This window comes from Rhizorhabdus sp. (assembly GCF_018006725.1).
GTDB lineage: Bacteria > Pseudomonadota > Alphaproteobacteria > Sphingomonadales > Sphingomonadaceae > Rhizorhabdus.
The window spans coordinates 1-5,627 of record NZ_JAGMXV010000271.1; the positions used below are offsets into that span (position 1 = coordinate 1).

Annotated in this window: 7 protein-coding genes; 2 read left to right on the top strand and 5 right to left on the bottom strand. The window is 63.4% G+C overall.

What is annotated here, in order from left to right:
- From KAY22_RS23490 to lptF, 5 genes are all read right to left on the bottom strand, one after another.
- Window positions 1-208: LysE family transporter (locus KAY22_RS23490; protein ID WP_296625565.1), on the bottom strand; the 208-nt coding region annotated here is incomplete at its 3' end.
- A gap of 45 nt (window positions 209-253) precedes the next feature.
- Window positions 254-1,402, bottom strand: a complete 1,149-nt coding sequence (locus KAY22_RS23495) for an N-acetyltransferase (protein ID WP_296625566.1) — start codon at window positions 1,400-1,402, stop codon at window positions 254-256.
- Window positions 1,402-2,109, bottom strand: a complete 708-nt coding sequence (locus KAY22_RS23500) for a sterol desaturase family protein (protein ID WP_296625571.1) — start codon at window positions 2,107-2,109, stop codon at window positions 1,402-1,404. Before KAY22_RS23500 ends, KAY22_RS23495 begins: the two co-directional genes overlap by 1 nt.
- 158 nt (window positions 2,110-2,267) lie before the next feature.
- A complete protein-coding gene (gene lptG / locus KAY22_RS23505) occupies window positions 2,268-3,365 on the bottom strand; it encodes an LPS export ABC transporter permease LptG (RefSeq protein WP_296625567.1) in 1,098 nt (365 codons plus the stop codon).
- On the bottom strand, window positions 3,362-4,567 hold the full coding sequence (gene lptF / locus KAY22_RS23510; protein ID WP_296625568.1) for an LPS export ABC transporter permease LptF: 1,206 nt from the start codon (window positions 4,565-4,567) through the stop codon (window positions 3,362-3,364). Before lptF ends, lptG begins: the two co-directional genes overlap by 4 nt.
- A gap of 117 nt (window positions 4,568-4,684) precedes the next feature.
- On the opposite strand from lptF, the gene KAY22_RS23515 reads away from it, so the two are divergent.
- Entirely contained in the window at window positions 4,685-5,203 is a 519-nt protein-coding gene (locus KAY22_RS23515; RefSeq protein ID WP_296625569.1) for a DUF2141 domain-containing protein, read from the top strand.
- A 3-nt stretch (window positions 5,204-5,206) separates the two neighbouring features.
- Window positions 5,207-5,627 (top strand): acylglycerol kinase family protein (locus tag KAY22_RS23520; RefSeq protein ID WP_296625570.1); only part of this gene is annotated, 421 nt, incomplete at its 3' end.

A 5,627-nucleotide genomic window follows, 5' to 3' on the forward strand; every position in this document is an offset into this window, starting at 1 on the left:
CGGGAAGCGCCGACAGCAGCGCGCTCATGCCCATCGCCGAGACCCCGAATAGCAGCAGCAAAGCTAGCATGCAGCCCGCCATGGTGGCAAAGGCGCGCACGAAGCCGTGGCGCATGCTCTGCGTCATGACATGCAGCATGTTGGGTCCGGGCATGGCCGACACGAAGAAGGTCGCCACGACGAACACCCACCAGTTCTGCAACGACATCCGTGCCCCCTGCCCCTGCGCTATCCCGCCTGCCGGGCGGACCGCTTACAGGTCCTTGGAATAGATGCGATAGACCTTGTTGACGCGGCTATCGATCGTCTCGGCAATCGAACGCATCCCCTGATTGTCTTCCAGGATCCAGCCGATCTCGCTGCGCGTGGCGCCGTATTTCGACACCGAATCGCGGCGGATATACTCGATCATCATGAAAGCGAGCTGCGACGCCAGCCGGGTCGCCTGCAGCTTCTTGACCACCCCCATGAGAGGCACCCGCATCGTCCGCACCTGCGGATTACGCAGGCGACGGAGCAGCTTGATCCAGTTGAAAGGAAACAGGCTGCCACCGAAGTCGGCCGTCATCTCGTTGAGATCGGGCAAGGTCATCATGAAGGCGACCGGTTCGCCGTCGACTTCGGCCACCCGAATCAGGTCTTCGAAGACGATCGGCTTCAGCTTCTTGCCGGTGTGGGCGATCTCGCTGGGCGTAATGGGCACGAAGCCCCAATTGTCCGACCAGGCGTCATTGAGGATCGACAGGATCAGCTGCGCTTCCTCGTCGAACCGGCTCTTGTCGACCTTGCGGATACGGATGCGCGCATTGCGCTCGCCCGAACTCACGATTCGCTGAACGAGCGGCGGGAAGTCCCCGGTTATGTCGAGTTCGTAGGTGTAGAGATCCTTGATCCCTGCATAGCCCAGCGCCTCGATCCAGCTTTGATAGGCCGGGTTGGCATGGCCCATCATCACCGTGGGTGGATGATCATGCCCCTGCACGAGCAGGCCCGGCTCCTCCCAGATCGAGCAGCTGAGCGGCGCCATCGCGCTGGTCATGCCCTTGCCGCGCAGCCAGCCTTCGGCACGTTCGATCAGAGCCTTCGCGACCTCCGCGTCGGTTGCCTCGAGCATGCCCCAATTGCCGATACCCGGCCCGCCACCCTGCTCGGCCGGCATAGCCAGCCATAGATGATCGATATGCGCCGAAATCCGGCCGACCAGCGTCCCGCCCCGTTCGGCCAGGAACAGCTGTTGTTCGGCATGTTCGTAGAACGGGTTCTTGCCGGGCGTGACGAGTTCCATAGCCTCCATGCGCAACGGCGGGATCCAGTTCGGATCGCCGCTGTTGAGTTTGTAGGCGAGATCGACGAACCGCTTGCGGTCGCCCTTGCCGGAAACGGGCCGGACGGTGACGGTCATCAGTGCGGGATACGCTGGCTCGGATGGCCCATCGCGACGCCGCCGGAAAGCTGCGCGACCCAGGGATAGCGCTCGGCCACCTCGGGCGTATAGCCGAGGTTGAACACCGTCTCGCTCTTCCGGTCCTTCAGGATGCGCTCGTAATAGGTGCCGAACAGGCGATCCCAGAAATAGTTGGTAATCCCGAAATTGCCGCGCTCGTCATGGAAATGATGCGCCATGTGACGCGCCTTCATCGTCATGACCCACTTCATCTTCGGCTTGTAGGCCAGATGCTGGATGCAGTGGAAAAACTCGTAGACGCAGGTCGTGATCAGCCCCGTAGCGAAAGCCGCGAGCGCGCCACCCACGCCGCCGATGGCATAGCCGATCGGTGCAGTCGCGATGGCGATGGTCGGCAGCGTGGTGTGGAGCGCGCCGAAGAGGATCTCCAGCCGGTTGGGGTCCTGGTGATGATCATAATGGATACGCTTCCAGGTCGCGGCCAGGAAGGGGACCTTGAACATCCAGCGGCTGTGGAGAACCCAGCGGTGCAGGCAGTACCAGACCAGCGGATAGACGAACACCGACACGCCGATGGCGGCCAGCGTCGGCACCAGCGGCGCCGGATAGCGGACATAGAATCCGATCGCGATGGCCGCGCAGAGGAGATAGCCGATGATCGCCGGATATTGGAAATAGGCGACCCACAGCTCCTTGAGCGTCATGCGATCGAGATGGTGCTCCTTGGACCAGAAGCCAGGCTTAATGGCGGACAGCTTCACGCTTAACCTCAATGAATGATGCCAGCCCCTCGTGGGACCACATATGGCATCGCGATCTGGATTGGCAATGCGGCGCTTTTGCGACGCTGGCGGGACGAAAGCTATTCCTCGGTGCGGATCAGGACGGTTTCGCCGATCAGCAGGAACAGCAGGAACGGCGCCCAGGCCGCGAGAAAGGGCGGATAGGCCCCGAGATTACCCATCGCCAGAGCGAAATTATCCGCGACGAAATAGGCGAAACCGAGCGCCATTCCGATTACCGCGCGCACGAACAGCCGCCCCGAACGCGCAAGGCCGAAGGCTGCGACGGCGGCGAGCAACGGCATGAGAACGGCAGAAAGCGGCCCCGACAGCTTGTGCCACAATCCCGCCCGCAACGGCCCGGTCGGGCGCCCTGCCGCCTCGAGATCCTGGATTGCCGATCGCAATTGCAGGATCGACTTGGACGCCGGATCGACACTGGACAGGGTGAAGCGGTCGGGCGTCACGCCCCGCGCGAACGCGAAGACCGGCAAGGTTGATGTGGTGCCAAGAGTCACATCGAAACGGCTCGCATTGGCGATTTCCCAACCACCGGCCTTCTGCACGCCCAGCTTGCCCTTCACGATCGACAGCAGGCGGCCGCCGTCGCGATCGTAGATGGTCACCTGGTCGAGCCGCGTCTGTGCGCCGCGACCGCGCGCCGTCACCGCATGGATCAGATCGTCGCCGTCACGAACCCAGACGTTGGACACCACGCCACGGTCCCGTGGGATCGGCCCGTAATTGGCGTTCTGCCAGGCGGTAAGCGTCGCGCTGGAGCGGGCGACGACACGTTCATTGAACGTGAACGACACGGCCGCGACGCCCAGGCTCGCCACCACGAGCGGCGCCAGAATCTGATGCGCCGACACGCCGGCGGCCTTCATCGAAATAATCTCGCTGTTCTGGTTGAGCGTCACGAAGGTGATCAGCGTCGCGAGCAGAGCGGCGAAAGGCAGGAAGCGCGCGATGATCTGCGGCGTGCGCAATGTCGCATAGAGCCACAGTTGCGCATTGCCGTTGCCCGGATAGGCGAGGATGTCGCCCGACTCGCCGAGCAGATCGAGCGCCAGCAACACAATGACGAGCGCGGCCAGCACCGAGGCGAAGCGCACGAGGAACATGCGCGCCATGTAGAAGGTGATCGTCCGCGACGCGAAGAAGCTGGCACCGCTCATACGCGACCCTTTCCACCCAGCCGGCGAATCCAGCCGACCACCGCCTTGGCGGCCTTGTCGGCCGCACGTTCCAGCGCGCCGATCGGCTGCCCGCCCGGCACATAGGCGATGGTCCGATACATCCACCAGACCAGTGCGGCGAACAGCAGGAAGGGCACCCACAGCGCGATCAGCGGATCGATACGGCCGAGTGCCGCGACCGAGGCGGCATATTCGTTGATCTTGTGCTGGGTGACGATCATCACGATCGACAGGAATACGCCCAGCGCAGAGGAAGATCGCTTGGGCGGTACCGCCAGCGCGAGCGCCAGCATCGGCAGCAGGAACATCGTCGCCACCTCGACCAGCCGGAAGTGGAATTCCGACCGGAATTGCGCCTTCTGCTTGGCCGGCGTCTGCGGCTGATGCGCGGTCACGACCAGCTCCGGCATCGTCATTTCCAGATCGCGCCCGCCGCGCTGGCGAAATGCCTCCATCTTGGGCAGGTCGATCGGCAGGTCATGACCTGCGAACTGGAGCACGCGCGGCTCCTTGAAGCTGGGCGCGTCGTGGACCAGCACGCCTTTCTGCAGGCGCAGAATGATCGTGTCGGGATCGTCGGTCGCCAGAAACTGTCCATGCTCCGCGGTCACCGCCAGGCTCTTGCCGTCGGCGCCCTCGGTCATCAGGAAGATGCCAGAAAGCTCGCGGCCGCCGTCCCGGCTGCTCTCGACGCGGATCGTCATGCGCTTGCCGAGTTTGGTGAACTCGCCCACCTTGATCGATGCGCCCAGCGCGCCCGACCGCAGTTCGAAACGCAGGCCTTCATATTTGTAGCGGGAATAAGGCTGGATGAAGCCGACGATGGCGAGGTTCAGCAGCGCCAGCGCGATCGCGTAATAATAAGGCACGCGCAGCAGGCGGCCATAGCTCATCCCGACCGCGCGGAACACGTCGAGCTCCGACGACATCGCCAGCTTGCGGAAGGCCAGCAGGCAGCCCAGCATCAGCCCGATCGGGATGCCGAGCGACATATATTCGGGAATCAGATTGGCGAGCATCCGCCAGACGACGCTAACCGGCCCGCCCTCCGACACCACGAAATCGAACAGACGCAGCATCTTGTCGAGGGTGAGCAGCATTGCCGCGATCACCAGCGTCGCGATCAGCGGCGTGGCGACGAGACGAGCGAGGTAGCGGTCCGTAAGCGTGTCAAATCTCAACTTTTGGACGCCCCATGACCATGTTCTGGCCGCAATCGCAGCCCACTTTCCGACTCATGGGGGCATGTGCCGGCCATGCGTTCGCGCTTGGCTATAGCTTCCAGGAGTAATGAGGTCATGTCGAAACTTGTGGCGGGGATGGCTGGACTGATGATCGCGATGGGCACGCCCGTCGCGGCCGGTGCCGCTATGCTCGGCCCCGACGCAGCCGCCTGCAATGGTAATTCACCTGCGATTCTCGTGCATGTCGAGGGTTTGAAGAAGCGTAGCGGCATGCTGCGGGTCCAGTCCTACGGCGGCAATCCGAAACATTATTTCGACAAGGGCAGCTATCTTCGCCGCATCGATGTCCCGGTTCCCGCATCGGGCCCGGTCGACATCTGCGTCAAGGTTCCTGCCAACGGTGCCTATGCGGTGTCGGTCCGCCACGATGTGGACGGGTCGGGCAAGACCGGCATGGAGGATGGCGGCGGCATGTCGGGCAATCCCCGGCTCTCGCTGCTCGACGTCCTGTTCAAGCGCAAGCCGGATCCCGAGAAGGTTCAGATCGAGGTAGCCGGAATGACGAAGGTGTCGGTCGTGATGAACTATGTGAAGGGCGGATCTTTCGGCCCCGTCGCCATGGCGGCTCGCTGAGCGATGGCAGCCGTCGCGCTCCTCTCCAATCCCCGCTCGACGGGCAATCTGTCGATGCTCCCGCGGATGCGGAGCTTCTGCGCCTCGCAGAGCGACATCTTCCATTATGAGGTCGAGTCGGTCGAGCAGATCGGCGAGGCACTGCGCACCATCGCCCGCGTCAACCCTAAGGTACTGGTCGTCAATGGCGGCGACGGCACCGTGCAGGCCGCGCTGACCGAGTTGTACCTCGGCAACCATTTCGACGGTTCGCCGCCGCCGGTGGCGGTCCTGCCCAATGGCAAGACCAATTTGATCGCGCTCGATCTGGGCGCGGTCGGCGATCCGATCGCCGCGCTGCAGCGGGTCATGGACATCGCGCGCAGCGGCATAGAAGAACATGTGGTCGTCCGCGAACTGATCGCGCTGTCGGACGGCTCCGACG